The 23,699-nt window shown below is 49.4% G+C and carries 32 protein-coding genes, 3 tRNA genes and 1 pseudogene; 18 read left to right on the forward strand and 18 right to left on the reverse strand.

Features of this window, described 5'->3' with window-relative positions; genetic code table 11:
- Positions 1 to 15: 15 nt before the first annotated feature.
- From fliT to fliD, 3 genes are read right to left on the reverse strand one after another with little or no spacing between them, the layout of a single operon-like run.
- On the reverse strand, positions 16 to 387 hold the full coding sequence (fliT, locus tag O6D90_RS09210) for a flagella biosynthesis regulatory protein FliT (RefSeq protein ID WP_003030458.1): 372 nt from the start codon (positions 385 to 387) through the stop codon (positions 16 to 18).
- Complete coding sequence (gene fliS / locus O6D90_RS09215; protein ID WP_016156838.1) at positions 387 to 794, reverse strand: flagellar export chaperone FliS; 408 nt, start codon at positions 792 to 794, stop codon at positions 387 to 389. Before fliS ends, fliT begins: the two co-directional genes overlap by 1 nt.
- 15 nt (positions 795 to 809) lie before the next feature.
- Positions 810 to 2,213 (reverse strand): flagellar filament capping protein FliD, encoded by a 1,404-nt coding sequence (fliD, locus tag O6D90_RS09220; protein ID WP_218731529.1) that lies wholly within the window; start codon positions 2,211 to 2,213, stop codon positions 810 to 812.
- 255 nt (positions 2,214 to 2,468) lie between these two features.
- On the opposite strand from fliD, the gene O6D90_RS09225 reads away from it, so the two are divergent.
- The 8 genes from O6D90_RS09225 (at position 2,469) to sdiA (ending at position 9,831) form a co-directional block, all read left to right on the forward strand.
- Positions 2,469 to 3,953: a FliC/FljB family flagellin gene (locus O6D90_RS09225; protein ID WP_016156836.1), complete on the forward strand. Its 1,485-nt coding sequence runs from the start codon at positions 2,469 to 2,471 to the stop codon at positions 3,951 to 3,953.
- Positions 3,954 to 4,115: 162 nt separating this feature from the next.
- On the forward strand, positions 4,116 to 4,835 hold the full coding sequence (gene fliA, locus O6D90_RS09230; RefSeq protein ID WP_016153479.1) for an RNA polymerase sigma factor FliA: 720 nt from the start codon (positions 4,116 to 4,118) through the stop codon (positions 4,833 to 4,835).
- A 57-nt stretch (positions 4,836 to 4,892) separates the two neighbouring features.
- Positions 4,893 to 5,444 carry a flagella biosynthesis regulatory protein FliZ gene (gene fliZ, locus O6D90_RS09235; protein WP_016153478.1) on the forward strand — a complete coding sequence of 184 codons (552 nt, stop codon included), beginning with the start codon at positions 4,893 to 4,895 and terminating at the stop codon, positions 5,442 to 5,444.
- 100 nt (positions 5,445 to 5,544) lie between these two features.
- Positions 5,545 to 6,345, forward strand: a complete 801-nt coding sequence (gene tcyJ / locus O6D90_RS09240) for a cystine ABC transporter substrate-binding protein (RefSeq protein WP_016156835.1) — start codon at positions 5,545 to 5,547, stop codon at positions 6,343 to 6,345.
- Positions 6,346 to 6,451: 106 nt separating this feature from the next.
- Positions 6,452 to 7,438, forward strand: a complete 987-nt coding sequence (gene dcyD, locus O6D90_RS09245; RefSeq protein WP_016156834.1) for a D-cysteine desulfhydrase — start codon at positions 6,452 to 6,454, stop codon at positions 7,436 to 7,438.
- 21 nt (positions 7,439 to 7,459) lie between these two features.
- Positions 7,460 to 8,128, forward strand: coding sequence for a cystine ABC transporter permease (tcyL, locus tag O6D90_RS09250; protein ID WP_003030474.1), 669 nt, complete (start codon positions 7,460 to 7,462; stop codon positions 8,126 to 8,128).
- Positions 8,125 to 8,877 (forward strand): L-cystine ABC transporter ATP-binding protein TcyN, encoded by a 753-nt coding sequence (gene tcyN, locus O6D90_RS09255; protein WP_003030477.1) that lies wholly within the window; start codon positions 8,125 to 8,127, stop codon positions 8,875 to 8,877. Before tcyL ends, tcyN begins: the two co-directional genes overlap by 4 nt.
- A gap of 231 nt (positions 8,878 to 9,108) precedes the next feature.
- Positions 9,109 to 9,831 carry a transcriptional regulator SdiA gene (gene sdiA / locus O6D90_RS09260; protein ID WP_016156833.1) on the forward strand — a complete coding sequence of 241 codons (723 nt, stop codon included), beginning with the start codon at positions 9,109 to 9,111 and terminating at the stop codon, positions 9,829 to 9,831.
- Between the two features lie 66 nt (positions 9,832 to 9,897).
- Here the strand turns inward: sdiA and O6D90_RS09265 are convergent, their stop codons facing one another.
- Both O6D90_RS09265 and O6D90_RS26330 read right to left on the reverse strand, forming a co-directional pair.
- Positions 9,898 to 10,122, reverse strand: a complete 225-nt coding sequence (locus O6D90_RS09265) for a DUF2594 family protein (protein ID WP_016153474.1) — start codon at positions 10,120 to 10,122, stop codon at positions 9,898 to 9,900.
- 19 nt (positions 10,123 to 10,141) lie between these two features.
- Positions 10,142 to 10,285: a hypothetical protein gene (locus tag O6D90_RS26330; protein ID WP_419879749.1), complete on the reverse strand. Its 144-nt coding sequence runs from the start codon at positions 10,283 to 10,285 to the stop codon at positions 10,142 to 10,144.
- Positions 10,286 to 10,580: 295 nt separating this feature from the next.
- On the opposite strand from O6D90_RS26330, the gene uvrY reads away from it, so the two are divergent.
- From uvrY to O6D90_RS09295, 6 genes are all read left to right on the forward strand, one after another.
- Complete coding sequence (gene uvrY, locus O6D90_RS09270; RefSeq protein ID WP_006684079.1) at positions 10,581 to 11,237, forward strand: UvrY/SirA/GacA family response regulator transcription factor; 657 nt, start codon at positions 10,581 to 10,583, stop codon at positions 11,235 to 11,237.
- Positions 11,234 to 13,066 carry an excinuclease ABC subunit UvrC gene (uvrC, locus tag O6D90_RS09275; RefSeq protein ID WP_016153473.1) on the forward strand — a complete coding sequence of 611 codons (1,833 nt, stop codon included), beginning with the start codon at positions 11,234 to 11,236 and terminating at the stop codon, positions 13,064 to 13,066. The genes uvrY and uvrC overlap by 4 nt, the downstream gene beginning before the upstream one ends.
- 55 nt (positions 13,067 to 13,121) lie before the next feature.
- A complete protein-coding gene (gene pgsA, locus O6D90_RS09280) occupies positions 13,122 to 13,670 on the forward strand; it encodes a CDP-diacylglycerol--glycerol-3-phosphate 3-phosphatidyltransferase (protein ID WP_016153472.1) in 549 nt (182 codons plus the stop codon).
- 151 nt (positions 13,671 to 13,821) lie between these two features.
- Positions 13,822 to 13,897, forward strand: a tRNA-Gly gene (locus O6D90_RS09285).
- A gap of 51 nt (positions 13,898 to 13,948) precedes the next feature.
- Positions 13,949 to 14,022 (forward strand) — tRNA-Cys (locus O6D90_RS09290).
- A 12-nt stretch (positions 14,023 to 14,034) separates the two neighbouring features.
- Positions 14,035 to 14,121: transfer RNA gene (locus O6D90_RS09295), tRNA-Leu, on the forward strand.
- 125 nt (positions 14,122 to 14,246) lie between these two features.
- Here O6D90_RS09295 and O6D90_RS09300 read toward each other — a convergent pair.
- From O6D90_RS09300 to O6D90_RS09350, 11 genes and pseudogenes are all read right to left on the reverse strand, one after another.
- Positions 14,247 to 15,257 carry a tyrosine-type recombinase/integrase gene (locus tag O6D90_RS09300; RefSeq protein ID WP_105607099.1) on the reverse strand — a complete coding sequence of 337 codons (1,011 nt, stop codon included), beginning with the start codon at positions 15,255 to 15,257 and terminating at the stop codon, positions 14,247 to 14,249.
- On the reverse strand, positions 15,257 to 15,484 hold the full coding sequence (locus O6D90_RS09305) for a DUF4224 domain-containing protein (protein ID WP_065944714.1): 228 nt from the start codon (positions 15,482 to 15,484) through the stop codon (positions 15,257 to 15,259). The genes O6D90_RS09300 and O6D90_RS09305 overlap by 1 nt, the downstream gene beginning before the upstream one ends.
- Before the next feature lie 301 nt (positions 15,485 to 15,785).
- Positions 15,786 to 16,070: an RNA-binding protein gene (locus O6D90_RS09310; RefSeq protein WP_088583039.1), complete on the reverse strand. Its 285-nt coding sequence runs from the start codon at positions 16,068 to 16,070 to the stop codon at positions 15,786 to 15,788.
- Positions 16,063 to 16,887: a hypothetical protein gene (locus O6D90_RS09315; protein ID WP_225836887.1), complete on the reverse strand. Its 825-nt coding sequence runs from the start codon at positions 16,885 to 16,887 to the stop codon at positions 16,063 to 16,065. Before O6D90_RS09315 ends, O6D90_RS09310 begins: the two co-directional genes overlap by 8 nt.
- The gene (locus O6D90_RS09320; protein ID WP_088583038.1) at positions 16,884 to 17,327 is read right to left on the reverse strand and encodes a hypothetical protein; all 444 of its coding nucleotides are present in this window, start codon (positions 17,325 to 17,327) and stop codon (positions 16,884 to 16,886) included. Before O6D90_RS09320 ends, O6D90_RS09315 begins: the two co-directional genes overlap by 4 nt.
- A gap of 10 nt (positions 17,328 to 17,337) precedes the next feature.
- A complete protein-coding gene (locus tag O6D90_RS09325) occupies positions 17,338 to 18,093 on the reverse strand; it encodes a hypothetical protein (protein ID WP_088583037.1) in 756 nt (251 codons plus the stop codon).
- Between the two features lies 1 nt (position 18,094).
- Positions 18,095 to 18,442, reverse strand: a pseudogene (locus O6D90_RS09330) (ead/Ea22-like family protein); the annotation flags it as partial.
- A 101-nt stretch (positions 18,443 to 18,543) separates the two neighbouring features.
- Positions 18,544 to 18,714 (reverse strand): hypothetical protein, encoded by a 171-nt coding sequence (locus O6D90_RS09335; RefSeq protein WP_192575224.1) that lies wholly within the window; start codon positions 18,712 to 18,714, stop codon positions 18,544 to 18,546.
- Positions 18,711 to 19,406, reverse strand: coding sequence for a hypothetical protein (locus O6D90_RS09340; protein ID WP_225836885.1), 696 nt, complete (start codon positions 19,404 to 19,406; stop codon positions 18,711 to 18,713). Before O6D90_RS09340 ends, O6D90_RS09335 begins: the two co-directional genes overlap by 4 nt.
- The gene (locus tag O6D90_RS09345) at positions 19,390 to 20,418 is read right to left on the reverse strand and encodes a chromosome partitioning protein ParB (protein ID WP_088583036.1); all 1,029 of its coding nucleotides are present in this window, start codon (positions 20,416 to 20,418) and stop codon (positions 19,390 to 19,392) included. The genes O6D90_RS09340 and O6D90_RS09345 overlap by 17 nt, the downstream gene beginning before the upstream one ends.
- Positions 20,418 to 20,756, reverse strand: a complete 339-nt coding sequence (locus tag O6D90_RS09350; RefSeq protein ID WP_225836883.1) for a hypothetical protein — start codon at positions 20,754 to 20,756, stop codon at positions 20,418 to 20,420. The genes O6D90_RS09345 and O6D90_RS09350 overlap by 1 nt, the downstream gene beginning before the upstream one ends.
- Before the next feature lie 183 nt (positions 20,757 to 20,939).
- Here O6D90_RS09350 and O6D90_RS09355 point away from each other — a divergent pair, with 183 nt between their 5' ends.
- Together O6D90_RS09355 and O6D90_RS26235 are read left to right on the forward strand one after the other, a co-directional pair.
- Complete coding sequence (locus tag O6D90_RS09355) at positions 20,940 to 21,179, forward strand: hypothetical protein (protein WP_088583034.1); 240 nt, start codon at positions 20,940 to 20,942, stop codon at positions 21,177 to 21,179.
- A 125-nt stretch (positions 21,180 to 21,304) separates the two neighbouring features.
- A complete protein-coding gene (locus tag O6D90_RS26235; RefSeq protein ID WP_318655838.1) occupies positions 21,305 to 21,667 on the forward strand; it encodes a hypothetical protein in 363 nt (120 codons plus the stop codon).
- Here O6D90_RS26235 and O6D90_RS09365 read toward each other — a convergent pair.
- Entirely contained in the window at positions 21,642 to 21,884 is a 243-nt protein-coding gene (locus O6D90_RS09365) for a hypothetical protein (protein WP_088583032.1), read from the reverse strand. The genes O6D90_RS26235 and O6D90_RS09365 overlap by 26 nt on opposite strands.
- Before the next feature lie 176 nt (positions 21,885 to 22,060).
- Entirely contained in the window at positions 22,061 to 22,735 is a 675-nt protein-coding gene (locus O6D90_RS09370) for a LexA family protein (protein ID WP_088583031.1), read from the reverse strand.
- A gap of 88 nt (positions 22,736 to 22,823) precedes the next feature.
- Here O6D90_RS09370 and O6D90_RS09375 point away from each other — a divergent pair, with 88 nt between their 5' ends.
- Together O6D90_RS09375 and O6D90_RS09380 are read left to right on the forward strand one after the other, a co-directional pair.
- Positions 22,824 to 23,024 (forward strand): YdaS family helix-turn-helix protein, encoded by a 201-nt coding sequence (locus O6D90_RS09375; protein WP_053390031.1) that lies wholly within the window; start codon positions 22,824 to 22,826, stop codon positions 23,022 to 23,024.
- Between the two features lie 43 nt (positions 23,025 to 23,067).
- Positions 23,068 to 23,622: a YmfL family putative regulatory protein gene (locus O6D90_RS09380; protein ID WP_088583030.1), complete on the forward strand. Its 555-nt coding sequence runs from the start codon at positions 23,068 to 23,070 to the stop codon at positions 23,620 to 23,622.
- Positions 23,623 to 23,699: the final 77 nt, after the last annotated feature.

The raw sequence follows: 23,699 nt of genomic DNA on the forward strand, positions 1-23,699 counted from the left end.
AGACGAGACGGGAAATTATTGTGGGGCAGTGGGGGCGTCGGGAACTAACAGCATGCCTGAAAGACGGCCATAAGCGTTATTTAGCGTCTTTTGGCGCGTCGACTGACCGATGAGATTGCTGAGTTCATCCAGACGTTGCTGCAACAATGTTTTGAGCAGTTGTTCGTTATCCAGCGTCTGTTTAATGTACCCGGCCACTAAATCCTGAATACTTCGCGTAATGCCTGGTGGAGTTTGCTCTTCCATGACCACTTCAATACTTTGCAGATAGGTAACTTCCTGTTCCAGTAAAAGGTCCCATTCACCGCGCTGCGCCAGTTCCAGCAGTGAGTGACTGAGCAGCGCGATGCGCTGCCAACGGTTGATAAACTCCACGGCTGAGGTCATTAACGAGACTCCTGGGAAGATGCTTTCGGTGAGATCTGTTTCCAGGCATCTGCAATGTTGCCGAGTAACCCTTCGACTTCTTCAATGGCCTGACAATCATTATTCAGATTAGCGTGCAGTAAGCGGCGAACCATATAGTCATACAATGAAGAGAGATGGGTGGCGAGTTCTCCCCCTTTTTCGTGGTCCAGGCCGGCTTTCAGGCCATTATCAATAATATTGATGGCTTTACTTAACGCTTCACCTTTGGCGACGATATCACCCTGCTGCATAAACAGGCGAGCGCGCACCAGGGCGCTGTTCGCACCATCAAACAACATTTCAATCAGCTGATGTGGATTGGCGCTCATCACGGCGCTTTCCACGCTGACCTGTGCATAGGCTTTGGTACCGCTCGCGGTATACATGCTTACCTCGTGTTATCAGGAATTACTCATCGCTGAAAATTGTTGACCCAAATACGTACTGGTGCTGTTCAGCTTACTCATCATGGAATCCAGTTGGGTAAACTGGGCTTTATAACGAGCAACGACTTCATCAATACTGTTGCTGACGGTCAGATACTGTTTAGTCAGCAGCTTCAGGTTGGCGTTAATATTGTCTTGCGCATTATCGATAATGCCGTCATCGGCCAGATAGCTTTTTACTTCGGTGGCAATCTTAGTGGTAATACCGGTCTCTTTGCCATCGCCAACCAGCAGTTCGCGAGTGGCAGCGGTATTATCTTTCAGTGCCTTAGCCAGCTTTTCTTCATCGATTTTTAACTTGCCGGTACCACCGTCCTGTGTAATGCCAATCTCAGACATGGTTTTAAACGGGGATTCGCTGCCGCTGTTAGCAAATGGCGCACGAATGCCGTTTTGAATGGTACGGAGAACGCTATCGCCCAGCAACGCGCCGTTATCGGCGCTGGCCGCTTCGCCCGGTTCAACTTCTTTATATTTCGTCAGCGTGCCAAAGGTATCCACCAGTGAGTTATAGGCTTCTACCCAGGCCTTGATCGCCGTAGTGGCCTTTTCATCACTTTTTGTTACCGTGATAGACGCATCTTTTACTTCTTTGGTCAGCTGGAGCGTGATGCCCTGTGGAGCGTCAGTTACGGTATTGCTTTGACGTTCAATATAAATGCCGTTGACCGTCAATTGGGCATTTTGCGCCCCGACCAGCTGTTTCATTTTCCCGCTGCCGGCTTTGCTGTCATAGGACAGTAAATCGCTCAGTTTTGCGTCGTTGGACACCGAGATGGTCATTTCACTTTCAGTGCCGCTTTCTGCGGTTAACACCAACTGGTAGTCGTCTTCTTTAACCTTCACCAGACTTGCGGAAATACCGCTGTCGGCATCATTTATGGCATCGCGAATATCTTCCAGTGAGGTTTCGCCTTTGCCTAATTTGATTTCCAGTGGCTCTTTACGGCCCGGTTGCGAAATCGTAATCGTACGTTCATCGACGCTGGTATCGCCCAACTGCTCTTTAGTCGAGGTAATTTTCGCCGTAGTCGATAATGACTGTGCCTGCGCCAGTTGAGTGACGCTGACGGTGTATTTCCCTGGAGCAGCGCCCGCGGTGGTGCTGACTTTTAAATCTTCTGTGCTGCTGGTGGCAGTGGTGCTTTTAAACAGATCGGCATTGTTCAGTGCGGTATTCGCAGTCTGAAATTTTTCTAATGCACTTTTTAGCGTGCCATACGCGGTCAGACGCGAGGTGTTAGCGCTCTGCTGCTGAGTAATCGGCGTTAAACGCTTTTTCTCAGCAGTGGTTAAGTTTGTCAGCAATGTATCCAGCGGTAAGTTCGAACCAACGCCCAGTGATGTAAATGAAGGCATGCCTAATTCCTTGTGATTGCAAACAGTAGTTAACCGCTTTATCGGCAATCTGCGCGCAAAGTTTAATAATAGTTTTGCAAAAATAATGCGCGGAATAGTGGTGCATATAGAGGGTATTTCAGCGGCTAAGAAAAAAAACGACGGAAAGTAAAAATTTTCTAAAGTTCGAAATTAAGGTGCCGATACAAGGGTTACGGTGAGAAACCGTGGGCAACAGCCCAATAACATCAAGTTGTAATTGATAAGGAAAAGATCATGGCACAAGTCATCAATACAAACAGCCTGTCGCTGTTGACCCAGAATAACCTGAACAAATCTCAGTCTTCCCTGAGCTCCGCTATCGAGCGTCTGTCCTCTGGTCTGCGTATCAACAGCGCGAAAGACGATGCTGCTGGTCAGGCGATTGCTAACCGCTTCACCTCTAACATCAAAGGTCTGACTCAGGCGTCCCGTAACGCCAACGATGGTATCTCCATCGCGCAGACCACTGAAGGTTCTCTGTCTGAAATCAACAACAACCTGCAGCGTGTTCGTGAGCTGGCGGTTCAGTCCTCAACTGGTACCAACTCCCAGTCTGACCTCGACTCTATCCAGGCTGAAATCACTCAGCGTCTGAACGAAATCGACCGCGTATCCGGTCAGACACAGTTCAACGGCGTGAAAGTACTGGCGAAAGACAACACCCTGACCATCCAGGTCGGTGCGAACGATGGTGAAACCATCGATATCAACCTGAAAGAAATCAACTCCAAAACTTTAGGTCTGGACACCCTGAGTGTGCAGGATGCTTACACCACTAAAGCAACTGCTGTTGGTACTCCTGATACGTATAAAGATGGTACAGATACTTTAGTAACACCTAATGCTGCTGCTATCACTGCAGCGGCAGGTGGTACCGGTGGTGCAGCAACTGTTGAATTTAAAGACGGTAACTATTATGTAAATATTACTGGTACCACTGGTGGTGCTGATGGTATGTACAAAGCCACTGTTGCTGGTACTGCTGTTACCATTGGTGCAATCGATAACACCGTTACCAAAGCTGATACCACAACAATTACCAAGAATCAGATTGTGGATGTTGCTGGTACCAAACCAAACACTACTGCTGCAGCAACTGCGTTGGCTGGCGCGGGTGTTACTGGTGCTACCGGGGCTAACACTACGCTGGTTAAGATGTCTTTTGAAGACAAAAACGGCAAAGCAATTGATGGCGGTTATGCACTGGAAAACAACGGCAAATACTACGCTGCTGATTACGATGCAAAAACCGGTACTATCACTGCTAAAACAGTAGGTTACACTGATAATGCAGGCGTTTCTCAGAAGGCAGCGGTTCAGTTTGGCGGTGTGAACGGCAAAACTGAAGTAGCAACTGTTGACGGCAAACAGTACCTGGCCTCCAGCGTTAAAGGTCACGATTTCAAATCTGGGGCAGCGCTGAACGAAGTCGCTACCGCGAAAACCGATAGCCCGCTGGCTAAAATTGACGCAGCGCTGGCTCAGGTTGCTGACCTGCGTTCCGACCTGGGTGCGGTACAGAACCGTTTCAACTCTACCATCACCAACCTGGGTAACACCGTAAACAACCTGTCTGAAGCACGTAGCCGTATCGAAGATGCTGACTACGCGACCGAAGTGTCCAACATGTCTCGTGCAAACATTCTGCAACAGGCAGGTACTTCTGTACTGGCACAGGCTAACCAGACCACGCAGAACGTTCTGTCTCTGCTGCGTTAATTTACACTTATCGCGCAAACCCCGCTCCGGCGGGGTTTTTTACATCTAGCTTTACCCGTAACCCCTAAATAACCCCTCATTTCACCCACTATTCACCCGATTAAAACCCCTGCAGAAACGGATAATCATGCCGATAACTCATTTAACGCAGGGCTGTTTATCGTGAATTCACTGTATACCGCTGAAGGTGTAATGGATAAACACTCGCTGTGGCAGCGTTATGTACCGTTGGTGCGTCACGAAGCATTGCGCCTTCAGGTGCGTTTGCCGGCGAGCGTAGAACTGGATGACCTGCTACAAGCGGGCGGCATCGGGTTATTGAATGCAGTCGACCGATATGACGCTTTGCAAGGAACGGCATTTACCACTTACGCAGTGCAGCGTATTCGTGGAGCGATGCTGGACGAACTACGTAGCCGGGATTGGGTGCCGCGTAGCGTTCGGCGCAATGCTCGCGAAGTGGCACAGGCGATGGGGCAACTGGAGCAGGAATTAGGGCGTAACGCGACGGAAACCGAAGTGGCGGAGCGTCTGGCTATTCCTGTGCAAGAGTATCGTCAGATGTTGCTTGATACCAATAATAGCCAACTCTTCTCCTACGACGAGTGGCGGGAAGAGCATGGCGATAGTATTGAGCTGGTGACGGAAGAACATCAGCAGGAAAACCCGTTACAGCAGCTACTTGAGGGTAACCTCCGCCAGCGCGTGATGGACGCGATCGAAGCGTTGCCGGAACGCGAAAAGCTGGTGTTAACGCTGTACTACCAGGAAGAGCTGAATCTGAAAGAGATTGGCGCGGTACTGGAAGTGGGGGAGTCACGGGTTAGCCAGTTGCACAGTCAGGCCATCAAACGTCTACGCACCAAGCTGGGTAAGCTATAGGGGTACATCATTACCCCTGAACAATGCCGCATTACGAATTGACTACCAGGAGTTCTCATGACGGTGCAGCAATCAAAAAGACGGCCTCTAAGCCGCTACCTCAAAGATTTCAAACACAGCCAGACGCATTGCGCCCATTGCTTTAAGTTGCTCGACAGGATCACACTGGTTCGCCGAGGGCAAATTGTGAATAAAATCGCCATCGCCCGACTGGACACGTTGCTGAATGAAGCAGAGTGGGAACAGGAGAAAAAAGAGTGGGTGGCACTGTGTCGTTTTTGCGGTGATTTGCACTGCAAAGAGCAGAGCGACTTTTTTGACATTATCGGCTTCAAGCAATTTTTATTCGAGCAGACCGAAATGAGTCACGGCACGGTACGCGAATACGTTGTGCGCCTGCGTCGCCTCGGGAATCATCTGACCGAACAAAATATCTCTCACGATCTGCTGCAGGAAGGGTTTCTCGACGAAAACCTTGCCCCGTGGCTACCGGAAACCAGCACCAACAATTACCGCATCGCCTTGCGTAAGTATGAGCAGTTTAAAGCTCATACGCATATGGGACATATGCAGAAATCCTCCTGGACAGCCAGTTCTGATATATATTAAAAACGAATAAGGTGTAACAGAGTCGTGTTTGTGGATCACGGCAAACGCTTTACACTGTAGTCATAAATGATAGTCACTAATGACAATATTCGGGGTAACTATGAAATTAGCACTTCTGGGACGTCAGGCTCTGATGGGTGTAATGGCTGTTGCACTTGTCGCCGGAATGAGCGTGAAGACTTATGCAGATGAAGGTCTGTTAAATAAAGTTAAAGAGCGCGGCACGCTGCTGGTGGGCCTGGAAGGGACCTATCCCCCGTTTAGTTTTCAGGGCGATGACGGCAAGCTGACCGGTTTCGAAGTGGAGTTTGCCGAGGAACTGGCCAAGCATCTCGGAGTGAAAGCCACGCTGAAGCCGACCAAATGGGACGGTATGCTGGCTTCTCTTGATTCCAAACGCATTGACGTGGTCATCAACCAGGTGACTATCTCTGATGATCGTAAGAAAAAATACGATTTCTCTACCCCGTATACGGTCTCTGGTATCCAGGCGCTGGTGAAGAAAGGCAATGAAGGCGTTATTAAGACTGCTGCCGATCTGAAAGGTAAAAAAGTCGGCGTTGGTCTGGGAACCAACTATGAAGAGTGGTTGCGCCAGAACGTGCAGGGCGTGGATATTCGTACCTATGATGATGACCCGACCAAATATCAGGATCTGCGCGTAGGTCGTATCGACGCCATCCTGGTTGACCGTCTGGCCGCGCTGGATCTGGTGAAAAAAACCAAGGATACGCTGGCCGTTACCGGTGAAGCATTCTCCCGCCAGGAGTCCGGCGTGGCGCTGCGTAAAGGCAATGAAGATCTGCTGAAAGCGGTGGATGCAGCCATTGCTGAAATGCAGAAAGACGGTTCACTGAAAGCTCTGTCTGAAAAATGGTTTGGAGCAGATGTGACGAAATAATCGTCATCTGATGAAAAAAGGCGCCTTTAACAGCGCCTTTTTTTATTTCATTGCGCCTGAACGTGCATAATAAAAGAACATCACAACAACGAATACCGGAGGCTGTATGCCGCTGCATAATTTAACGCGCTTTCCACGTCTGGAATTTATTGGCGCGCCAACGCCACTCGAATATCTTCCGCGCCTCTCAGATTACCTCGGGCGTGATATTTTCATTAAACGCGATGACGTCACGCCGATGGCTATGGGCGGCAATAAGCTGCGTAAGCTGGAGTTTCTGGCCGCAGACGCGCTGCGTGAAGGCGCGGATACGCTGATAACCGCGGGTGCGATTCAGTCTAACCATGTTCGCCAGACGGCGGCGGTCGCCGCTAAGCTTGGCCTGCACTGCGTGGCGCTGTTGGAAAATCCGATAGGCACCACTGCCGAAAACTATCTCACCAATGGCAACCGTCTGCTGCTGGATCTGTTTAATACGCAGATTGAAATGTGCGATGCGCTGACCGATCCGAATGCACAGCTGCAGGATCTGGCGACGCGGATTGAAGCGCAAGGGTTCCGCCCGTATGTGATCCCGGTTGGGGGCTCCAATGCACTGGGTGCGCTGGGCTATGTGGAAAGCGCGCTGGAAATTGCCCAACAGTGTGAAGGGGCCGTTTCGCTCTCTTCCGTAGTGGTGGCCTCGGGTAGTGCGGGAACCCATGCCGGACTGGCCGTGGGCCTGGAGCAATTGATGCCTGACGTCGAACTTATCGGCGTGACCGTCTCACGCAGCGTGGCGGATCAAAAGCCCAAAGTTGTTGCACTGCAGCAGGATATTGCCCGGGAGCTGGAACTGACGGCCTCAGCGGAAATCCAGTTATGGGACGATTATTATGCGCCGGGCTACGGTACGCCAAACGAAGAGGGCATGGAGGCGGTAAAACTGCTGGCGCGCCTAGAAGGTATTTTGTTGGATCCGGTGTATACCGGCAAGGCGATGGCGGGTCTGATTGATGGCATTAGCCAGAAGCGCTTCAAGGATGAAGGGCCAATTCTCTTTATTCATACTGGTGGGGCACCTGCGCTGTTTGCCTACCATCCTCACGTGTAACGACCAGGTAGAAAAACGCTAATGCATGAAAGTATCCAACTGGTGATTGATTCTCTGCCGTATCTGCTCAAGGGCGCAGTGTTTACGCTGCAACTGAGTATCGGTGGGATGTTCTTTGGCCTCGTGCTGGGTTTTATCCTGGCGCTGATGCGTCTGTCGCCGCTGCTGCCTGTGCGCTGGCTGGCGCGCTTTTATATCTCTATCTTTCGCGGAACGCCGTTGATTGCCCAACTGTTCATGATCTATTACGGTCTGCCGCAGTTTGGTATTGAGCTTGATCCTATTCCGGCGGCGATGATTGGCTTATCGCTTAATACGGCGGCCTACGCTGCGGAAACGCTGCGTGCGGCAATCTCCTCCATCGATAAAGGGCAGTGGGAAGCGGGCGCCAGTATTGGTATGACGCGGTGGCAAACCATGCGCCGGGCAATCCTGCCGCAGGCTGCGCGGGTTGCACTCCCGCCGCTGAGTAACAGCTTTATTAGCCTGGTGAAAGACACCTCTCTGGCCGCGACTATTCAGGTACCGGAACTGTTCCGTCAGGCGCAGTTGATTACCTCGCGTACGCTGGAGGTATTCACGATGTATCTGGCAGCCTCGTTGATTTATTGGGTGATGGCGACGGTGCTTTCTGCACTGCAAAACTATTTTGAAGAGCAACTGAATCGCCAGGAGAGAGAGCCGAAATGAGTGCTATCGAAGTCAGAAACCTGGTCAAAAAATTCCATGGGCAAACGGTGCTGCATGGGATCGATCTTGACGTCAAACCCGGTGAAGTTGTGGCGATTATCGGGCCGAGCGGTTCGGGCAAAACGACGCTGCTGCGCAGCATTAATTTGCTGGAGCAACCCGAGGCGGGCACCATTAAGGTGGGTGAGATTACCATTGATACCGCGCGTTCGTTAACTCAGCAGAAAGGTCTGATTCGTCAGTTGCGCCAGCACGTGGGCTTTGTGTTCCAGAACTTTAATTTGTTCCCGCATCGCACGGTGCTGGAAAACATTATTGAAGGTCCGGTGATTGTTAAAGGCGAACCGAAAGCCGAAGCGACAGCCCGTGCGCGCGAACTGCTGGCGAAAGTCGGGTTAGCTGGTAAAGAAACCAGCTATCCGCGGCGTTTGTCCGGCGGGCAGCAGCAGCGCGTGGCTATTGCCCGGGCGTTGGCGATGCGACCTGAGGTTATTCTTTTTGATGAACCGACCTCCGCGCTTGATCCTGAACTGGTTGGTGAGGTACTTAATACCATCCGCCAACTGGCGCAGGAAAAACGCACCATGGTGATTGTGACGCATGAAATGAGCTTTGCGCGCGACGTTGCCGATCGGGCGATATTTATGGATCAAGGACGGATAGTGGAGCAGGGGCCAGCTAAATCCTTATTCACGCATCCGCAGCAGCCGCGAACCCGTCAGTTTCTTGAAAAGTTTCTGATGCAATAAATAGTGCATGCAGCACTCGTCGAAATTGTTTTTTGACGAGTGTTGTTCGCATAACTATTTATAATTATTGCTTTATTATTAACTCCCAATACTGTTACTTCCTGCCGCCGTTGAGTAATGCTCAAGTAATTGTTCATTTGTCCGATAATTTGCATATATAAAATACATTTATGTGTTAGCTTGTTTCATATGTTTGGATGATTATCAATCTCAGGGGTATTACCACTTAGTATGCAGGGTCATGATTTCTTCACCTGGCGACGGAGTATGCTGTTACGCTTTCAGGAAATGGCGACGGCAGAGGATGTCTATAATGAATTACAACAACAGACGCAGCATTTAGAGTTCGATTTTTACGCGCTCTGTGTTCGTCATCCCGTACCTTTTACCCGACCTAAAACGTCGCTTCACACGACCTATCCCAAAGCATGGGTGGCGCATTATCAGTCCGAGAATTATTTCGCTATTGATCCGGTGCTGAAGCCTGAAAACTTCAGTCAGGGGCATTTACCCTGGAACGATACCTTATTTCGCGATGCACAGCCCCTGTGGGATGCCGCGCGCAATCACGGTTTACGTAAAGGGATGACGCAATGCTTAATGTTGCCTAATCGGGCGTTGGGTTTTTTATCGGTATCGCGTGCGAGTGTCCGTAATAGTCGCTTTGCAAACGATGAGGTAGAGCTCAGGATGCAACTGCTGGTGCGGGAAAGCTTGTCGGTACTGACGCGGCTGCAAGATGACATGGTCATGGCGCCAGAGATGCGCTTTAGCAAGCGGGAAAAAGAGATATTGAAATGGACGGCAGAGGGGAAAACCTCTTCAGAGATAGCGATAATTCTGTCGATTTCTGAAAATACCGTTAACTTTCACCAGAAAAATATGCAAAAGAAATTTAATGCACCCAACAAAACGCAGATCGCCTGTTATGCCGCGGCAACCGGGCTGATCTGAGTAAATTATCGTTCTGAGTGTCAGACGCAAACCCGGCTGAGAGCATCGCTGTCAGCCGGGTTCTTATTACTGGCGGTAGGCCTGTTTAATTTGCTTAACAGTGCTGGAAAATACCGCAGCCTGTGATTGATCTTCAATCAGCGCGATCTGTTTTTCCATTTTAAGAATCACGCGCCCTGCATCGGCTTGGCCCATTGCCTGCAGCATCAGCGTTAACATGGCTTTCAGGCAGGTGACTTCATTGGCCAGTTCCTGGTTATTCTCAGCAGTGGAAAAGTCAGGCGTACTCATTTATTTTCCTCGTTATGTTTCAATGAAAAAGTGCGATGTCAAATCTTAAGGCGCCGGAGTATACCATAAGCGAGGCTAAAAATATCAGCGGTTGTTTTCTGTGCAAACATAAGCCGCGGACATTAAAATAAACAACATGTTGCACTGCATATATTTTCTCCATCTGTTGTTTATTTCGAGTATTTTACTCGTTAATTATTGTTACAACTTTAGCTGCCTATTTTGCATTCAACGGACGAATATGAATTTTTTGTCACTATTCTGAAACAGCTATGCAGATATAACCGTGGCAAAAGGTTGCCATAACAGAAAGTTTCCACTCGTCGTACCTTCTAATTTCCAAAAACGAGAGCAAAATCGAAAGACGGCGATTTTTACATTTCAAAGTTGAGATAAAACCCGTTAACATAGGACCGATTAACTATCGGTAGCGTTATCCCTATTCTGGAGATATTCCTTTGATCAACGTTTTTCTTGTTGATGACCACGAACTGGTGCGCGCAGGGATACGACGCATTCTTGAAGATATAAAAGGCATTAAAGTTGTCGGTGAGGCGTGCTGCGGTGAAGATGCGGTAAAATGGTGCCGCTCAAATTCCGTTGACGTTGTGCTGATGGACATGAATATGCCCGGTATTGGTGGCCTTGAGGCAACGCGTAAAATTGCGCGTTCAACGGCTGACATTAAAGTGATCATGCTGACTGTCCATACCGAAAACCCGTTACCTGCAAAAGTCATGCAGGCGGGAGCCGCGGGCTATCTCAGTAAGGGGGCTGCGCCCCAGGAGGTCGTGAGTGCGATTCGTTCGGTTTATTCTGGCCAACGTTATATTGCCTCCGATATCGCTCAGCAGATGGCGCTTAGCCAGATTGAGCCTGAGAAAACGGAAACCCCCTTTGCCAGTTTGTCTGAACGTGAGTTGCAGATTATGCTGATGATCACCAAAGGTCAGAAGGTCAATGAGATCTCAGAGCAACTGAATCTTAGTCCTAAAACGGTGAACAGCTATCGCTATCGAATGTTCAGTAAATTAAACATTCACGGCGATGTTGAGCTGACTCATCTGGCAATTCGCCATGGCCTGTGTAATGCGGAGACATTAACAAGCCAGTGACCGATCAGTTTGATGCCAAAGCGTTCCTGAAAACCGTGACCAGTCAGCCCGGCGTTTATCGTATGTATGATGACGCCGGGACGGTCATCTACGTCGGGAAAGCGAAAGACCTGAAAAAAAGGCTTTCCAGCTACTTCCGTAGCAACCTCGCATCGCGTAAGACCGAAGCACTGGTCGCGCAAATACAGCAGATTGATGTCACGGTAACGCACACCGAAACCGAGGCGTTATTGCTTGAGCACAACTACATCAAGCTGTATCAGCCGCGTTATAACGTTTTGCTGCGCGACGATAAATCCTATCCTTTTATTTTCCTCAGCGGCGATACCCATCCTCGCCTGGCAATGCATCGCGGGGCCAAGCATGCCAAAGGCGAGTACTTTGGACCGTTTCCTAACGGCTACGCCGTACGCGAAACGCTGGCGTTGCTGCAGAAAATCTTCCCTATTCGTCAGTGCGAAAATAGTGTTTATCGCAATCGCTCGCGGCCCTGTCTGCAATATCAGATTGGCCGCTGCCTCGGTCCGTGTGTGGCGGGTCTGGTGAGTGAGGAAGAGTATGCGCAGCAGGTTGATTACGTTCGTCTGTTCCTGTCCGGGAAAGACGATCAGGTATTAACGCAGCTGATCGCCCGGATGGAAAAGGCCAGCCAAAATCTCGAGTTTGAAGAGGCTGCCCGCATTCGTGACCAAATTCAGGCCGTACGCCGCGTGACCGAAAAACAGTTTGTCTCTAATACCGGAGACGATCTGGACGTCATCGGCGTGGCGTTTGACGCCGGCATGGCCTGTGTGCACGTGCTGTTTATTCGCCAGGGTAAAGTGTTAGGCAGTCGTAGCTATTTCCCGAAAGTCCCTGGTGGAACAGAACTCGGCGAGGTCGTTGAAACCTTTGTCGGACAGTTTTATCTGCAGGGAAGTCAGATGCGCACCTTACCCGGTGAGATCCTGCTCGATTTTAATCTTAGCGATAAAACCCTGCTGGCAGACTCTCTGTCTGAGCTGGCCGGGCGGAAGATCAACGTTCAGACGAAACCGCGAGGCGATCGCGCGCGGTATCTGAAGCTGGCGCGTACCAACGCGGCGGTGGCGTTAACCACAAAACTTTCCCAGCAGTCGACCATTACTCAACGCCTGACGGCGCTGGCATCAGTACTCAAGTTACCCGCAGTGAAACGCATGGAGTGCTTTGATATCAGCCACACGATGGGCGAGCAGACGGTAGCCTCCTGCGTGGTATTCGATGCCAATGGACCACTGCGCGCCGAGTATCGCCGCTATAACATCACGGGTATTACGCCGGGTGATGATTATGCGGCAATGAATCAGGTTCTCCGTCGGCGCTACGGTAAGGCGATTGAAGAAAGCAAGATTCCGGACGTCATATTGATCGACGGCGGGAAAGGTCAACTGGGGCAGGCGAAAGCCGTGTTTGCTGAGCTGGACGTTCCCTGGGACAAACAGCACCCGCTTTTGTTGGGTGTGGCAAAAGGGGCCGATCGTAAAGCAGGCCTGGAAACGCTGTTCTTTGAGCCGGAAGGTGAGGGCTTTAGCCTACCGCCGGATTCGCCTGCATTGCACGTTATCCAGCATATCCGCGATGAATCTCACGATCATGCAATTAGCGGGCACCGTAAAAAACGGGCGAAGGTGAAAAGTACCAGCACGCTGGAGACTATTGAAGGTGTCGGGCCGAAGCGTCGGCAGATGTTGTTGAAATATATGGGCGGTTTGCAAGGTCTTCGTAACGCGAGTATTGAAGAAATTGCAAAAGTGCCGGGTATTTCGCAAGCTCTGGCAGAAAAGATCTTCTACTCGTTGAAACATTAGGCCCTCTGTAGCAACATAGGGGTAATTTTACTGACAACAGATAGTTATCCGTCATATGCAATTTAATATCCCTACGTTGCTCACGCTGTTTCGCGTCATCCTGATCCCATTCTTTGTATTGGCTTTTTATCTGCCATTCACCTGGGCTCCCTTCGTTTGTGCGCTGATCTTCTGTATTGCGGCGGTCACCGACTGGTTTGACGGCTATCTGGCGCGTCGCTGGAACCAAAGCACGCGTTTTGGCGCCTTCCTCGATCCGGTCGCTGATAAGGTACTGGTGGCTATCGCGATGGTGCTGGTGACCGAGCACTATCACAGCTGGTGGGTAACGCTTCCTGCCGCCACGATGATCGCGCGTGAAATTATTATCTCCGCGCTGCGTGAGTGGATGGCTGAACTGGGTAAACGTAGCAGTGTGGCGGTGTCCTGGATCGGCAAAGTGAAAACCACTTCGCAAATGGCCGCGCTCGCATGGCTGCTGTGGCGTCCAAATATTTGGGTAGAGTACGCCGGGATCGCACTTTTCTTCGTCGCCGCGATACTGACGTTGTGGTCAATGTTCCAGTATTTGAGCGCTGCGTGGGGAGATTTGCTTGAACAGTGATCGTTTCGGCGCAAATTTCAGCAAACGATCGTCAGTGGTGAAAAATATCGTTGACTCATTGCGTCAGGTAAGTAGAATGCAACGCATCGAACGGCAGCACTGATTGCCAGACGATAACAAAATCAAGTGATTAACAAAGTTACTTGGTGATGCGGGAATAGCTCAGTTGGTAGAGCACGACCTTGCCAAGGTCGGGGTCGCGAGTTCGAGTCTCGTTTCCCGCTCCAAATTAAAGACATCGGCAATAGCGGATGTCGGCTGAAAAGCCAGAAGATTTCGGCGCGTTAGCAAAGCGGTTATGTAGCGGATTGCAAATCCGTCTAGTCCGGTTCGACTCCGGAACGCGCCTCCAATTTCTTCCCGAGCCCGGATGGTGGAATCGGTAGACACAAGGGATTTAAAATCCCTCGGCGTTCGCGCTGTGTGGGTTCAAGTCCCACTCCGGGTACCATGGGAAAGAATAGAATAATCAAAGCAATAAGCAGTGTCGTGAAACCACCTACGGGTGGTTTTTTTGTTTTTGTGATACATGTTCACCATTGTTTCGCCATTCAGTTTCGCCATAAAAAGAGGGCATTACTGCCCCCCAACGACCGGAACAACAGAAATTCTTCGATTATATCTCGCTGTTTGTGAGGCGTTTTTATGACCTGAAATTTCCTGCTTCTCACTCAGCGTACCTTCAAGATCCGAAATTCCTTTGGCTTTTAGATCATGGAAAGTGAACTGGAAATCTAGGTCTGGATATTTATCAGCAGCAAGTTTTTTGGTCTTCATCCATTGCGCATTAAAAGCATCGCGGGTGTATCGAAGACCTGATGGCTGGTGGATGACAAAAATACTGACCATACCGCTGTTGAGAGGAATGCTGTCAGCAAGATTAACGGCATCCTCCAGACGTTTTGTCCAGGCCTTGATCTGGCTAACTGCTGTTTTGCTCTGCTGGATTAAAATTCCTTCGTTCAATATTTGACTCTTTTTGAGGTCAAGAATATCTCCCTGGCGGGCGCAACATAGATATGCCAACTCCATTGCAACTTTTACAGGAATAGAAGCAACGCTATAAAGTGCATCATATTCCCTATCGCTAATATAACGTGTTCGAGCCTGCTCTTTAAATTGCTTAACGCCCTGGCAAGGATTCATCTTCACCTTTCCTCGTTCGTATGCCCACCGAAAAACTCTGGACATAAATGCTTTCTCGCGGTTTGCCTGAACTCTGCTCTTAACACCTCTTTTATCCATATATTTTCTGATGTGTTCTGGCTTAATGTTATCCGGTTTCATTTTCCCGAAGACAACATTTATCTTTGAACCGTATTTTCTATAGTCTTTTCTTGTTTCTGTTGCTAATTCGTGGAAATCACCTGAATTAAAAAACTCCTCACAAAGTGCGTTGAAGTTCGTACCAACCTTTAAATCGTTAATGAAGTTTTCGTAAGCTGCCCATACCTGCGATTTTGTTAAATCAGGATTGCACAACCTGATGGTACGACCATCTGTTGTACGAAACTCATAAGCAGATTTTCCCCGACGAACGCGGGGAGGCATCCAGTTATCATCGGGGTTTTTGCGAGCTCTAGACATTACATATCCTTAAAGTTTGGTTCTTCTTCCTCTGGATTGCTCACTATCAACTTAAGGCCAACCGGGTTTGATACATGATCCCATGTTGTTCCAGGTCTGCCGTCCTTACGTGGAATAAAAAATACTCCACTATCCCTGAGAGCTTTGCACTGTAAGGAAGGGCGACGATAACCAGTTAATTGATAGAGGTCATCTGGAGTAAGAAAACGTTGGATTTGTCCGCTCATAGATAGTTCTCCACTTAAACCGGCTGCACCCGGTTACTTCATTCTGTAAGCACACGATGAACATCCGTGACGGGTTCCATCGTTGCAATTGCGACATAATGGATATTCTTTCGAATCCTTCCCATTTAGCTGATGAAATATCTCTACTGGCACCATTACCGGCATTGGTACACGAATCACCATGCTTCTGAGTTCAGCAATTTCGTTTGCCTGTTCGAACACTCGCGCCTTACAGTATTCAGCTTCAGATTTCCACCATGCCACATCCGTTTTGAGGCGACGCACACGCCGCTGCTTGAGTTTACTGGGCATGAATATTAACCTTGATAGCGAACACTTTCACCGGTTCTGGCCCAAAGTGAGGATGTGTGATCACCTTGATTTCGTAACCGTCATACGGGATGTCGATACGCTTGCTCATATCGCCGCGCTTCGGATAACCACGAGTGATGATCAGACGGTCATAGTCTTTGCCATGAATGCGTCGTCCCCAGTACGGATTAACCAGTCGATACTCTTCCGTCTTCTCACCAGACTTCATCTGGTCGAAGTATTCACCGTTAACTGCCAGTTGAAGGTTAGCCACGATTCACCTCCTGCTGCGGTGCTGCTGCAAGTGCTGCCTTGTACCCGGCAACGTGGCCCCGCCAGTTGGCAACCTCAGAGAGCCAAGCGTTAATCATCGCCTCTGTCGGCTCCTTCGGCACCATCACGTAGCCGGGAGGTGCAACATAGCGAACCTCAACTGTGCGATCTGGACCAGATGCCAGGTCAACGCCGATTACCGGAGAGTTGCCAGCCACCATTTTGTTGGCATCACCAGAATGGTCTACCATGTCGAGGTGTTGCTCGGTATGGTTGCCAGCCTGAAGCATGGCGGCGCGGCAAGCGTTCCAGCCCTCCCACATCCTGACGAAATCATGGGCTAACCATGCGGAATATGCCGTTACTGCATATCCGGTACCGCAGCGGGTGACATGCTCCGGCATTTTGAATGTTCGCTCGAATGCATCTCGCGGATCTTCATCCGGCACTACCGGCGCTGGCTGCGAACTACCAACGAGTCGCGTTATTTCCGCTTCCAGACGCGAGCCTAAAACCGTTTCAGTGCAATGCTCAGCCCATTCATTGGTTTCTAATAACCCAATGATGTTGCGCACATCGTCATCTACGCCGGTTTGTGCTGGCTGCGCGTGGCGATAGAGCGGGATACGCCTGTTATCTGGAACCTTGTCGCCTTCGGAAATTTGATACCAGTTCAGTGGCCCGTCCTCATAAAATTCACCAACAGGCTCGCTGTCCATCGCGGCCAGTGCCATGCGTGCCAGTGCAGAAGCATCACCACATTGCACATGGTCAGTGTCTGCAATTTTTTCCAGTTCTTCTCTGGTAAATTCATTCATCCCAATACGTCCTCCACGCTGATTAATCCTTTACGGCTCAGGTAGTCCATTGCATCATTCTGCAACTTACTGTCAGGGTTAGCTTTTCTCAGTGAGTGGGCTAAACGCTTAACCCACATAACAAGTTCGTCCGTCTGTTTGTTGTCCGACGCTAGCGGGGCAGCGTAGAGGGGCGTCGAATGAAGGCCTAATATCCCCTCGGCATTGGCGACATAGCCGCCGTCTGTGGTTAATTTGTCACCAGTGCGAGCGTGAACTATCCACGCCACAGGCTCAGCACCAAATGCCGCAATAGCCCCATTAATCACCTTCACAGCATCAGCCATTGCGTAGCCGAGATTACCGCCGTCACTTTGTGCTGATGCTTTACTGAGTATTTCGCTTATCTGGTGCAGGCGAGCGAGTGATACAGGACCGTGGGCCGGGTGGTTAGTTGTCATGGGTTATTCCTTAAACTGCTAATTGCAGTTGCATGTCGAACCGGTCACGCTGCTCGCAGTACGCAAGAGAGCCGGGGCTGTTATGCGATTCAATGCGCTCTACCATTAACGCGGCGCGGGTTTCTTTTGAAGCTGGCGCGTAAGCACCAGACCATGCTTTATCGATGCCGATGTTACGGGCGACATTTGTACTATCAGCGCTGGCTAACGGTAACTTTGTGAATATCAGCGGGTTTAACATGCGCAAACCGTGCAACTTAGTGACAGGCTGGCTGTGAGCATCAACAACATGACGAATCAGGTCTTTCATTCTGGCTACAGCAAGGTTGGGACGCTTAACGTCATAGTCACCACATGAACCGATTGCAACGCGGGGATACTCATTGCAGAGCCTGATAAAACGCTCGTCGCTTTCATTCATGTGCCAGACAGGAACGCCGAAAAACTCCCCATGCGGCCACTCATCAAGAAGCGCTTCGTTCTCTTCCTCGCCGCCGTCGATAACATCCGGGATGATGGCGAAATCAAAGCCGGGATGATTTTTCCAGCGGGCCACAAACTCGTAGTAATCGCTCCAGTCGATTTTGTTTTTGCCAGCTGCTTTCCACGCAGTGAATGCACCGTTGTCCAGCGCGAATGACTGGCAGTATTCAGCTGCGAGGTTAATTTGCCCGGAGTGCGCGAAACTGATAAACGCATGGCGTCCTTTCCACGCTTTCATGGCGCACGTATCCGGCGTTATTGGTCCGCCGTGATAGTGAATCATCTCACTCCCCCTTCACGCCAATGCCAGCGGCGGCGCGTTCGGCTTCACTTTGTTCCCAAAACCACTTGTGAAGCGCCATAAGCTTTTCGTCAATCGGTGCATATTTGCGGTCAAAGTAGGCCTGAGCATCTTTCTCTGCTTCGTCCGGTAATTCTCCAGGACCAAACAGCGTGTTATAAATCCATGCCAGTCCGTTCTTAGCGTCGCCAGTTGCCTGCCATTCGATAATCGCTGCCTGCATGACCAGAATGTTCTTCCCGATTAACAGGTCCAGTTCTTTGTACCGGTTCCGGATGTATACATTCTCTCTCTGTAATTCAGCATTGCGATTCTCTGGCGCTTCCAGCGCCTCTATCAGCGCGAGAGCTTCATCCTCTTTCAGCACTACAGTGTCAAAGCTCTCGGTCTGCTTTTTGATTTTTGCAATCAGCGCCTGTTTGTTGAGTGCTGTCATTGGGCTGTCTCCCCTTTTTTCACGCACATAACCACGACATTCATCCTGTCGTGCTTACGCACCTCTTCTCTGGCCTCAATGCATGCGTCATGAGAATTAAACTCAACGCCGGAAATATTCCCGCTGTTGTAGTAACCAGCGCTAAGTGACAACAGAATCCAAATCATGATTTGGCTCCTTTGCGAAGTTGGGCGGCGAACTCATAGACTGTTACACCACCTTCCTCTGTGTAGTCTGCTGACGAGATATGCAGACCGTGGACAATACTTCCGTCGTCACGTTGAATGTTGCCAACCCACAACAGTCCGTCAGTAAAATCACCGTACCCGGATTCATGGCCGTCACCGCATTGCGAGCAAATAGACTCAATGTCGGATGGGTCAAGAAAGATTTGTTGAGGCACGAGTACGTAACCTTCAGGAATTGCACTGGCCCGCACTTCAGCCAGGTGCGCATCTGTAGCTGGGGTTTCAATTCGATTAATAATTGCGACCATCCCTGCTCTCAGGGACTCGTCTTCAGTTGCTCCGTTTTGCGTTGCAACCTCAGCAGCTTCGTAACCGTAATCACTCTGTGACAGCCAGTTATCTGGATTTTTTAGCGCCGAGTTCTCCGCCGCCAGCTCCCTGCACTTGCTCTCGGCGTTAGCGAGTTGTACTGCCATGTCTGCGTTTTGTGATTGCAGTTCTTCGTACTTACTGCGCACTTCGCGAATTTCTAAAACAGCAATCTGAACCGCATAGGCAAACAAGGACACAGGACGTTCCCCCATCTTTTCACTGTCAGACTGCATGCGCATGGCGACTGCCATCAGTTCATTCAGTTGTGCACCGGTCATTGGTTTATTGGTTGCTGTCATGATGATTTTCCTGCTGCAGTTTGTATTGCTTAACGAAGTGGGCCACAGCTTTTGACTGGCTGGTTACGATCCCATTAAGGATGACGTTCTTTCCGCGATATATTTGTGCGGTACCAATTTCAATCCCTTCGAGGCTTACGTGAAGGGTTTTCCCTCTTACTTCTGCTGAAGGTATTGGCTGTGATAGGCGGTACGTTTCACGCGCTTCAGCAATCGCTTTGTGCTCATCCATAATAGAAAGTGCTTCAGCTAGGGCTGCGCCTTCGAGAGTGAAAACACCTTCGTCACTGATCGAGGCTTGAGCCATAAGCTCAACGAAACGGCGAGCACTCTTGATGCTGAGCTCTGGCGCTATAGAACTGCGGGTAACTTTAGTTTTACCCTGGGCGGCTGCTACGGCTTTATCGTGCTGGAGAACTTCCCCAGCCTTTTCGCCATACTCGATAACGCGATCAACAGCAACATCGACAGACACTGCACCGGATTTAACTTCCTGCTGAACGTCATGGTTCGCTGTGCTGAGGAGAAGCAACTTCTCAACAGTGGCCACGGATTTATTGACCAGTTTTGCAATCTCGCTGGTGGTCTGGTTGAAAGCGTTATGAAGCTCCTGAATAACAGCGGCCTGTTCAATATCAGAAAGAGGGAGTTGGTTATTACTGGTCATGATTCGAGCCAGACGCTGCACATCGTTACCGTTGAAAGGCATGATATGAATGCGGTCAACTGGCTTACCAGCTTCAGCACAACGTGCGTAGCAGCGACGGCGGCGATGGCCTTCAACAACCCACACACCACCTTCATCACGTGCAATAACCTCCAGTGGAGGAACGGTGCCACCGTTCATCAGATAGTTAAACAGGTCGTCATCTGCCTGGCGGGTGCGTTCGTCGTCTTCACGCTTGTTGAAACCTTCACGCACGTGGATATGTTCAAGGCTGATAAACATCCCGGTATCGGTGCGCTTGATGGTCCCGTCGCGGGACATCTGTTTGAATGAGTTAGCAGCCATCACAGAGCCCCTTCGCTAATCACAACAGCAGTTGTTGGGTCAAGTTCCCGCATTTCTCTTTGAGCTGATAGGACGTGAAGGTTGCACGGTGACTTGGTATGACGTTCAGTGACCCGATCACATTCTCTGGCCCAGTTGATGACGTCACCTTGGAGTGCCTTGCGCTGTTCCATGGATTCACACAGCGCCACGCAGGCTACATCGTAGCGATTCGCCAACTCGTTCATCAGCCACTGGGAAGCGGCTGGAAGTAGAGGGGCGGCCTTACGAGCAGCATCAATCAACTGCTCTCTGGTCATGCGTGGTTGTTGCTCTGAAACGACTACTAAGTTACCCATTGTTAGTTTCTCCGTGTTATATGCGCCCTGCACGGCGCTGAATTTTGGTTGCACGAATCCCTCTCCAGTTGGCGACAACTCCTGCGAGAAATAATTTTTTGGAAAAATTGTCTTGTTTTAAACTGCGTGCAACACTAATCTAAGTGCATTGTAAGATCTCTCTAATAAAAATAAGGACTCATAATGCCTCGCTCAGCTTCAAGTATTTCATCAAATATCAATGATTTAATGAGAATGAATGGAAATGAAGGAATCACTCTTAAATGGGAGCAATTCTATGAATTATGTGATCGAAGCAGGATTGCTCCAGTAGTTATGGAAAATATTGCGACCCAGCTTAAAAAGAACGACCTGCACATTATTTATGCAAATAACAACGTGATTATTGTTCGGGATTTTTGTTGGAATCCTGTTGAACTCTAACAAAACTACTTTGCGAAATAGAAATCCAAGCTTCATTTTGCACCTTAGTGATCATTTATAAATTATTTAAATAAGGCGACTGCCATCGCCTGTTAGCTTCCCCACTCAATATGGAAGCCCACTCCATGTTTGTTTCACATCTGTCATCTACAACTGATAGAGAAGGAGTGCGCTTTCATGTTGTTCGCCTGTCTTTTCACCACATCAGGCTCGGTGGTATCCTTGCGGGAGTTCAAACCAAGCAAGGAAAACAGATGCTTAAGTCAACGCTTATTGCTAAATGCCTCACCAAATGCCAACTGCTTCCAGACTTGAACTCTGGTGAGAATGCTGTTCGAGAAATTTTTGAAGAATATTTCCCGCGCCATAGCTTTGAAAAATGGAACACAAATCTTAATGAAGATATTGTTCAGCACTACCTTGAGGCTGCGAATGGAGCCGGCACTATCAAGGTTAATTTCTTCATTGAGGATCTCTGGGATTACTAATTGCAGCTGATCCAAAAGTTGCAAACCCTGGGTGCATAATCGTCTTTCCGGATGCGTTGGCTTCATCTTCCAGCGCTTCCTTATCCATCAATGCTTTGATCACCACATCCATAAAGCTGATGTAATCAGCAGCTACGGAAGTTTCAGTTTTCAGCGCTGCCAGTAAGGCACCATTCACCCGAACTTCAATCGTTCGTCCTGGTTCTTTCTTCTGCATCACTGCCTCCATAGGCATCTAAACCACAGTTGCGAATCATCCGGTTATTCATATGCCACCGGCGGCTACTTCGTGGGCGTCCTGCCTGTTCGCTGTTTCGTATAGGTACATTATGTACCTTTGGGGTACATTGTCAAGGATAAAAAAACCTGCCGAAGCAGGTTTGTGATGATGGGTTAAAGCTTATGTCTGTGCCGTCGTGGTTTTCCTGAGAAAACAACGGTGCCAATAATGGAGCAATTACCATTGATCCTAATATATGGCTCTGGCCAGTTGGCGTTTAAAGCTTTAAGAAACTTTTCGCCACTATCTTCTATTAATCGCTTAAACGTTGTTTCACCAGAATCATGCATTAAAGCAATAACATCATCGCCATGAGAAGCTGCAACCTCTGGATCAACAAAAATCATATCGCCAGGACGATACTCATCAATCATTGAATCACCAATGACGCGTAAGATATAAGTCATTGGCCCGCACGGAACGGGACAAGGATATGTCTCTACACTACTCAAATCTACCTCTGCATAACCAGCATCCGTCCATGCTCCGGCTTGCACCCAGGATATAACCGGGACCATCGTAATGGATCTATTGACGTCTGAAACGTCAGGTGATTTAGCAATATTGGTAGTTTGATGTTCGGTATCTAGCCAGCCTTGAGGCAAGTCAAAACATTTTTCGATATGCCTTGCCATGGCGTCACCAATACCTTTGGTGGCACCTTCACCCATGAACCGGCTGGTTTGTGTAGGTTCACGATCGATCATGTTAGCGAAGTAACTATTACCCCCAACACCATCTCTCAATTTTCGGGCGTTTAATCGCCTGATTTCCTGGATAGTTTTCATCAGTAAATTAAACAATGTGTACCTCTATGGTACAAGTACCTTGTGGGTTCATTTCTTTCGTGTAATATGTACACAGGAGGTACATATCATGAAAGAGTATTGGGACTCTTTAACTAAAGAGCAGCAAGGTGAATTAGCTGGAAGCGTAGGTTCCACGCCAGGCTACCTGCGTTTAGTTTTCAATGGCTACAAAAAGGCAGGTTTTTCCTTGGCTAAAAAGCTGGAGGAAACAACTGCTGGGATTATCAGCAAATCTGATCTTCGTCCTGACATTTACCCTAAACAGTAGCAGACGAGCTGATTTTTATAACCACAGAAATAAGGGGTTAACCGTGGGTAACGAACCTATTTGGAAAGTCGAACGTCAGCCAGCCTGGCTGGTGGCTGCGATAAAAAAGACGATCACCGATCTACCTGGTGGTTATGCCGAAGCTGCGGAATGGCTGGGGGTAACAGAGAACGCGCTTTTTAACCGCCTCCGTGTGGATGGGGATCAAATCTTCCCTATGGGGTGGGCGATGGTACTACAAAAAGCTGCTGGTGTTAGTCACATAGCCGATGCGTTTTCTCGGCAAACAGATAACGGCATTCATATCCCTGGCGCGGCACCAGAAACAGAGAACGAGGAGATTGGCTTAAAGCTGGCTGAGTTGGTGGGCAGGCTCGGTGATTTAGTCAACGCATATCGGCGGTACATCGATGATGGCGTGGTTGATAAAGGGGAATGGGACAGCCTGAACGAAATAGCCTACCAGTTCCGGGTAACCCTTATGACGTTCCTGAACCTGATTTCACGTGTTTATTGCCTTCCAGAAAAGAATGAAGCCCGCGAGTGTGCAGCTCCGGGCTCCGTGGCGTGTCGTATCAGTGGAGAAACTAACGCATGAACAGTTTAACGGCAAATAACCGCCTTCCGCAACTCCGTGGAATTCCAGTGCATGGAACCTCGTTGTTTCGGTATGAA

Source organism: Citrobacter sp. 21OH12SH02A-Citro (assembly GCF_027919895.1).
Classification (GTDB): Bacteria; Pseudomonadota; Gammaproteobacteria; order Enterobacterales; family Enterobacteriaceae; genus Citrobacter; species Citrobacter braakii.

Bases quoted from the DNA above. Each gene is read 5' to 3' on its own strand.
- fliT (WP_003030458.1), bottom strand. From the start codon at position 387: ATGACCTCAGCCGTGGAGTTTATCAACCGTTGGCAGCGCATCGCGCTG.
- fliS (WP_016156838.1), bottom strand. From the start codon at position 794: ATGTATACCGCGAGCGGTACCAAAGCCTATGCACAGGTCAGCGTGGAA.
- fliD (WP_218731529.1), bottom strand. From the start codon at position 2,213: ATGCCTTCATTTACATCACTGGGCGTTGGTTCGAACTTACCGCTGGAT.
- O6D90_RS09225 (WP_016156836.1), top strand. From the start codon at position 2,469: ATGGCACAAGTCATCAATACAAACAGCCTGTCGCTGTTGACCCAGAAT.
- fliZ (WP_016153478.1), top strand. From the start codon at position 4,893: ATGACGGTGCAGCAATCAAAAAGACGGCCTCTAAGCCGCTACCTCAAA.
- tcyJ (WP_016156835.1), top strand. From the start codon at position 5,545: ATGAAATTAGCACTTCTGGGACGTCAGGCTCTGATGGGTGTAATGGCT.
- dcyD (WP_016156834.1), top strand. From the start codon at position 6,452: ATGCCGCTGCATAATTTAACGCGCTTTCCACGTCTGGAATTTATTGGC.
- tcyL (WP_003030474.1), top strand. From the start codon at position 7,460: ATGCATGAAAGTATCCAACTGGTGATTGATTCTCTGCCGTATCTGCTC.
- tcyN (WP_003030477.1), top strand. From the start codon at position 8,125: ATGAGTGCTATCGAAGTCAGAAACCTGGTCAAAAAATTCCATGGGCAA.
- sdiA (WP_016156833.1), top strand. From the start codon at position 9,109: ATGCAGGGTCATGATTTCTTCACCTGGCGACGGAGTATGCTGTTACGC.
- O6D90_RS09265 (WP_016153474.1), bottom strand. From the start codon at position 10,122: ATGAGTACGCCTGACTTTTCCACTGCTGAGAATAACCAGGAACTGGCC.
- O6D90_RS26330 (WP_419879749.1), bottom strand. From the start codon at position 10,285: ATGGAGAAAATATATGCAGTGCAACATGTTGTTTATTTTAATGTCCGC.
- pgsA (WP_016153472.1), top strand. From the start codon at position 13,122: ATGCAATTTAATATCCCTACGTTGCTCACGCTGTTTCGCGTCATCCTG.
- O6D90_RS09300 (WP_105607099.1), bottom strand. From the start codon at position 15,257: ATGTCTAGAGCTCGCAAAAACCCCGATGATAACTGGATGCCTCCCCGC.
- O6D90_RS09305 (WP_065944714.1), bottom strand. From the start codon at position 15,484: ATGAGCGGACAAATCCAACGTTTTCTTACTCCAGATGACCTCTATCAA.
- O6D90_RS09315 (WP_225836887.1), bottom strand. From the start codon at position 16,887: ATGAATGAATTTACCAGAGAAGAACTGGAAAAAATTGCAGACACTGAC.
- O6D90_RS09320 (WP_088583038.1), bottom strand. From the start codon at position 17,327: ATGACAACTAACCACCCGGCCCACGGTCCTGTATCACTCGCTCGCCTG.
- O6D90_RS09325 (WP_088583037.1), bottom strand. From the start codon at position 18,093: ATGATTCACTATCACGGCGGACCAATAACGCCGGATACGTGCGCCATG.
- O6D90_RS09335 (WP_192575224.1), bottom strand. From the start codon at position 18,714: ATGATTTGGATTCTGTTGTCACTTAGCGCTGGTTACTACAACAGCGGG.
- O6D90_RS09340 (WP_225836885.1), bottom strand. From the start codon at position 19,406: ATGACAGCAACCAATAAACCAATGACCGGTGCACAACTGAATGAACTG.
- O6D90_RS09345 (WP_088583036.1), bottom strand. From the start codon at position 20,418: ATGGCTGCTAACTCATTCAAACAGATGTCCCGCGACGGGACCATCAAG.
- O6D90_RS09350 (WP_225836883.1), bottom strand. From the start codon at position 20,756: ATGGGTAACTTAGTAGTCGTTTCAGAGCAACAACCACGCATGACCAGA.
- O6D90_RS09355 (WP_088583034.1), top strand. From the start codon at position 20,940: ATGCCTCGCTCAGCTTCAAGTATTTCATCAAATATCAATGATTTAATG.
- O6D90_RS26235 (WP_318655838.1), top strand. From the start codon at position 21,305: ATGTTTGTTTCACATCTGTCATCTACAACTGATAGAGAAGGAGTGCGC.
- O6D90_RS09365 (WP_088583032.1), bottom strand. From the start codon at position 21,884: ATGCAGAAGAAAGAACCAGGACGAACGATTGAAGTTCGGGTGAATGGT.
- O6D90_RS09370 (WP_088583031.1), bottom strand. From the start codon at position 22,735: ATGAAAACTATCCAGGAAATCAGGCGATTAAACGCCCGAAAATTGAGA.
- O6D90_RS09375 (WP_053390031.1), top strand. From the start codon at position 22,824: ATGAAAGAGTATTGGGACTCTTTAACTAAAGAGCAGCAAGGTGAATTA.